Below are 5,324 nucleotides of genomic sequence, written 5' to 3'. Positions count from 1 at the left end.
CCCCCCCCCCCCCCCCCCCCCCCCCCCCCCCCCCCCCCCCCCCCCCCCCCCATCCCTCCGCCGCCGAAGGGATCGTCGTCGCCGCCCATGCCTCCGGAGTCGTCGTCGGAGCCGCCGTCGTCGAGAAAACGGTCGAGGACGCTCGCACCGACGAGCCCCAGCGTGGCGACTATCCAGGTGGCCGTTGGAGCTCCCCACACCGGTAGTTCGAGGCCCATTACCGAGTACGACCCGCAGAACACACTTCAATTCACCCCTCAAAATATCAACAGTGAGAAAACACCACACTCGGGGACGGCGAACGCGTGTCACGTCCGCGGCGGGCCCGTCGTCCGACTCGCTCAACGGGTGCGCCGAGCGCCCGGATCAGAGCGTGCGCTCGAACCCGTCGGCCGCCCGGACGACGAGCCCGCCGCCGGCGACGAACCGGACCGTGCGGCCCACGCCGTCGCCGACGTCGCTGGCGACGACCGGAACGTCGGCGGACGCGAGGCACCGCTCGGCCCGCTCGACGTTTCGGGGACCGACGGCGTCCGTGAGGTCGAGCATCTCGGCGCCGCCGGCGACGCGCGCCTCCAATCGACCGGGCACCGCGCCGGCGTCGACGAGGTCGTCGACGAGCGCGTCGATGCCGGCGTCGACGTACTTCCCTCGACGGGCGGCGGCCGTACGCGTCTCGTCGCTCGTCGGCAGCATCGCGTGGAGGAGGCCGCGAACGCTCGCCCGCTCGTCGGCGATGGCGACGGCGACGCAGGAGCCGAGTCCGCTCGTCGTCAGCGTCTCCCCCCGCGTCGCGACGGCCAGCTCGCCCACACCGACCTTGATCCGGCGCTCGGTCGCACCGCCGGTCCCGACGTCTCCAGGCGCTTGGCCGTCGCCGCGCTTCGCGGAGCCGTCGCTCCCGTCGCGGTCTCGCGACCCGCGACCGCGGGACGACGAGGGGTGGCTCACGTCTCTGAGAGGCGGTCGAGGGCCCGGGCCAGTTCGCGCTCGTCCGGGAGCGCGTACACGTCGCAGCGCGCCTGCACGCCCTCCGTCTGGATCGCGGCGTCGATCACGAACCCGTAGTCCTGCCGGCGGCTGAGCTTGGCGACCAGCGGGCTGATCGTCGCCGAGCCGATGTCGTGGACGAACTCCGGCGGCGAGTGGCTGATCGAGGTGCCGAGCACGTTCGCCCAGCCGTCGATGAACCCGCTCGTCATCACGTTGCCGAGCTCGCAGAGCGCGTTCTCCGCCATCCCGCCGAGGGGCTCGTCCGGCTCGGTCGGGAGCATCGACTCCGCGATCGCCGCGGCCGACTCCTCCTCAAAGAGTATCGCGAGGTAGCCGCTCGGCTCCCCCTGCAACTCGAAGACGGTGCCGGCGTGGGGCTCGACGCCGACCTCCGCGGGCACGTCCGCGAGCGGGACGAACCGGAGGCGGCTCACGTCGACGGTCGTGTCGAGGCCGGTCATCATCGCGATGTTGTCGGCGGCGTTCGCCGAGCCGCGCTTCGCCAGCGACGCGAACGTCGACAGCGACTCGTACGGGACCGCGGTGCTCCCGCCCTCGCCGGCGGCTCCGGCCCCCGGTCCGCCGTCTCCCGTCGCCTCGGCCCCCGCCGTCGCCGCCGGCGCCGTCTTCCCGACGATGAGGTCGCGGAAGGGACCGGAGTCGGGCAGCATGTAGATCGAGAAGTCGAGGTCCGTCGTCGTCGCGTCCAGCCGGCTCTCGAAGAGGAACACGCCGTCGCCGGCCAGCGCCCCGTCCGGGAGGACGGCCGCGCCGTCGGCCTCGAAGTAGCGCGGCGGTGTCATGTCGATCGCCTTCCCGAGGTAGTTCGCCCAGCCGTCGAGGAAGCCGCCGAGCGCGATGTTGCCGACCTCGGTCACCGCGCTGCGCTCCATCGATGCGCCGCCGGGGAGCAGCGAGAGCAGGGCGTCGACGTTGGCGGCGTCGAACGCCAGCACCGCCTCGCCGTCCAGCCCGCCGCGGAGTCCGACGCTCACGCCGATCGACTCGCGACCCGCGAACGCCTCGGCGAGGTCCTCGCCGCTGGCGACGCTCGCGCCCGTGACCTCGACCGCGAGGTCGGTCCCCGTGAGGTCGGCGAGCGCGCCGGCGGCCTGCTCGGCCCCGCGTTCCGCCAGGCGGTTACACGCGCCGAGCGCACGCACGTCGACCCGCATTATACCGCCGATCCGATGGCGTCGAGCACGTTCGGCTTCTGGAACGGCTTCGTGATGTACCCCTCCGCGCCGGCCTTGATGGCGGCCTTCATCTTCTCCTCTTGACCGACGCTGGTGCACATGATCACCGTCGCTTGCGGGTTCTCCTCTAAGATCTCCGTCGTCGCCTCGATCCCGTCGCGGATCGGCATCACGATGTCCATCATCACGAGGTCCGGGCCGTGTTCCTCGTACATGTTGACCGCCTCGACGCCGTTTTCGGCCTCGCCGACGATCTCGAACTCCCCTTCGAGGATCTCCCGAAGGAGGTTCCGCATGAACTCCGAATCGTCCGCGATAAGCACGCGCGTTGCCATTGTTGTCTGAAGGCGGGTACAGCGATCACTTAACGGCTCCCCCGCGGTTCTCAGCGCTGAGAACGGACGGCGATAACGGTGCTCGTCGAGGAGCTTGGATTCACACCCAGTGACCGAGGAGGTGGACGGCGCCGACGAGGGCAGTGCCGATGAGCGTTTCTCGCGTGCCGATCCCGAACGGGAGGAACGTCGTCGGCTCGTCCTCGCCGTCCTGACCGCCGGAGTCACCGGTCGGGTCCGACGTGTTTCCGCCGGTGTCCGTGGAGTCAGTGTCGGTACCTGTGGAGTTTGTGTCGATGGCCGTAGAGTTCTCGTCGTCATCACCGCTGCTCGAGGAGTTCTCGGAGTCGTTCGTGTCGGCGCCGCCATCATCGTCGTCGATCGTCGTCCTCGCCGGATCCTCCGCGACGACTAGCGTCCCGTTTCTCTGATCTCCGTCGAGCGTGGCGGTGAACGGATATTCGCCGGGGTCGAGACGGACGGTCGCGGACGGGAAGCTAACGGTGCGCGACCCGTTCGACGACAGCGTCAGTTCGCGAGCGGTCGTCAGGTTCCCGTCGGCGACATCGAGCGCGAGCGTTCCCGCTCCCTCCAGCCCGCCGGCGTTTCGAACGCCGATTCCGAGCGCGGAGAGGTTCCCGCCCGTCGCGACGGTGACGTTCTCGGGGACGCTGTCGATCGCGAGCCGGTCCGGGTCGTCGGTGTCGTCGACGACGACCACCGTGCGGCTGTCGCGGAGCGTCGTCCCGTCGTACAGTTCGTAGTTCAGCCGCGTTCCGGGGTCGGCGTTGCCGAGGTCGGCGCCGATGGTGAAGTTCCCGTCGTCGGAGAGCGATACTTCGGACTCCGACCGGAAGGGCTCGTCGCGCTTGTCGTCGACGAAGGTGGCGGACATCTCGATCGGTGGGAGGATCGTTGTCGTCCCCGTCACCGCCCCGCCCGAGGCCTCGACGAGGAGTTCGCCGTCGTCGGTGACGTGGTCGTATTCGAAGTACCGCTCCTGGATCGAGAACGACGCCTCCGCGCTCACAGTCCCGTCGTCGGTCTCCCAGTACGGGAACTGGTCCGGGGCGGGTAACCGCTGTTCGAATGCCGCCGGCGGCTCCTCGTCGTCGCCGTCGTCGTCAGCGAACGCGTACCGGTGTCCCTCGGCGCCCTCTAGGGCGAACTCGACGGCGAACTCGTCGCCGGGCTCCGGGTCCTCGGTGAACGGACCGCCGTCGCTCGTGTCCAAGACGAGGTAGAACCGGCCCGGGGTCGAGTCGCCGGTCTCCAGCTCCTCCGCGTCGGCGAGGAGGAGCGTCACGTCCTCGGGGTCGACGTCGGCGAGTTCGAGTTCCGACCGCGGCTCGTTCATCCCCGGATTCGTCTGTCGTACCTCGAGCGAGACGCCGTTTTCGGTCCTGAGGAACTCCGATAAGACGGAGGGATCGATCGATTGCCCGGCCTGTAGCGACTCCTTGTCCGCAAAGTACGAGAGCGCCCCCCAGATGCCGGTCGACTCGAAGCCGAGGACGACGCGATCTCCCTTCGTCACCGCGGTGCGGTCGAGACCGTTCTGTTCGAGAGTACTGAGCGATTCGTTGTCGACCTCGCCTTCGATATCGTTCGAGTCCGAGGTCGTGAACACCTCGACCTCGTCGTGAAACGTCGGCTTCGTTAACAGGAGGTCCGACTGCGCTGCCGTCTCGACCGGCGTCACGACGCCTGGCTCCTCAACGACGAACGTGCCGTTGGTGATCGCAAGCCGGTACCGCTCTGGCACGAGTGGCCGCGCGAGCCCGCCAGCACCGGTCGCACCGGAGAGATCAGAGAGATCCTCCACGTTGTCGTGTGGATCTCCGTCCTCATTACGGAAATCGAGATTACAGCCGCCATCGCGACAGCTCTCGGCCGTGCTGTTGTCGGTTCCGAGGAGTCGCGTGTTGATCGTGACGTTGTTGCTGTCGGGCTGTAGTACCACGACGTCGGTGTATCCGACCGACTCTCCGGTATCGGTGAGCCGATTCCCGCCGATGAGGAGATACCGCTTTTTGTCAATATCATTGTATCTGATCTCGACGGTATCGCCCGCAATCCCGGTGTAAGTCGGACGGACGAACGAGCCGTTGATCGCCGTCCGGTCGCTCGGACCATCACCGGCCGTCGGCTCCGCGGTGACCGCGTTGGGCCCGAGGGGTTCGATCGGCGACTCAGGGTAAGGAGCCGAAAGGCCCGCGGTAGCGGGAGCCGTTGCCACGACTACGACCACCGCGACGAGGACGACGAGCGCCGTCGTGCCGCACAGAGTCGTCGAGAGCCATCGGAGGCGAGCTGGGAGCGTCACGTCGGTACATTTAGCTCCGGCCGTGTCGCACGGTTCCGCGGCTCTCGATCGCTCGAACCGCTCCGCCTCGTCATCGGGTGTGGCTGTCATCGTGGTGTGGAGGGATCGTCGGCTCCGCGGGAGCACGGAGCGTGTCTGTCGTCTATCGGTCCGAGAGTCACCGACTAAAACGTACCCTCCCGATTATCACGCCTGTGAACCGGATCGGAACGCGAACGACGTGAACTCGTCAAGATCGGCCGACTGCGCCGGGGTGAACCGTCCGATCGTTCCCCGAAGAATTAAGCCAGACTAGCGTCCCCTTTGATTACGATGCCATCGTGTCCCCGCTGTGAGGCGTCGATCGACGAGGAGGCCCGGTACTGCGCGCAGTGCGGCGCCCCGCAGACGGAGGACGCGGCCGAGGAGCTCGACGAGTACGTCCAGCGGCAGGCGGAGAAGGTTGCCGACGCCGGGAGCGGTGGCGGCGGGGAC

General features: G+C 68.4%; 5 protein-coding genes. 1 reads left to right on the top strand and 4 read right to left on the bottom strand.

What is annotated here, in order from left to right; genetic code table 11:
- Positions 1-366 precede the first annotated feature (366 nt).
- From DJ75_RS15045 to DJ75_RS15030, 4 genes are all read right to left on the bottom strand, one after another.
- Complete coding sequence (locus DJ75_RS15045; protein WP_094525239.1) at positions 367-951, bottom strand: chemotaxis protein CheD; 585 nt, start codon at positions 949-951, stop codon at positions 367-369.
- Entirely contained in the window at positions 948-2,168 is a 1,221-nt protein-coding gene (locus DJ75_RS15040; RefSeq protein WP_094525238.1) for a chemotaxis protein CheC, read from the bottom strand. The genes DJ75_RS15045 and DJ75_RS15040 overlap by 4 nt, the downstream gene beginning before the upstream one ends.
- Entirely contained in the window at positions 2,168-2,524 is a 357-nt protein-coding gene (gene cheY, locus DJ75_RS15035; protein WP_094525237.1) for a chemotaxis protein CheY, read from the bottom strand. Before cheY ends, DJ75_RS15040 begins: the two co-directional genes overlap by 1 nt.
- 100 nt (positions 2,525-2,624) lie before the next feature.
- Complete coding sequence (locus DJ75_RS15030) at positions 2,625-4,940, bottom strand: BGTF surface domain-containing protein (protein ID WP_176451471.1); 2,316 nt, start codon at positions 4,938-4,940, stop codon at positions 2,625-2,627.
- A 222-nt stretch (positions 4,941-5,162) separates the two neighbouring features.
- On the opposite strand from DJ75_RS15030, the gene DJ75_RS15025 reads away from it, so the two are divergent.
- On the top strand, positions 5,163-5,324 hold a 162-nt coding region (locus DJ75_RS15025; RefSeq protein ID WP_141212065.1), incomplete at its 3' end, for a zinc-ribbon domain-containing protein.

It is taken from the genome of Halorubrum sp. Eb13, assembly GCF_002252895.1.
GTDB lineage: Archaea > Halobacteriota > Halobacteria > Halobacteriales > Haloferacaceae > Halorubrum.
This window is presented reverse-complemented; position numbering and strand designations above follow the sequence as displayed.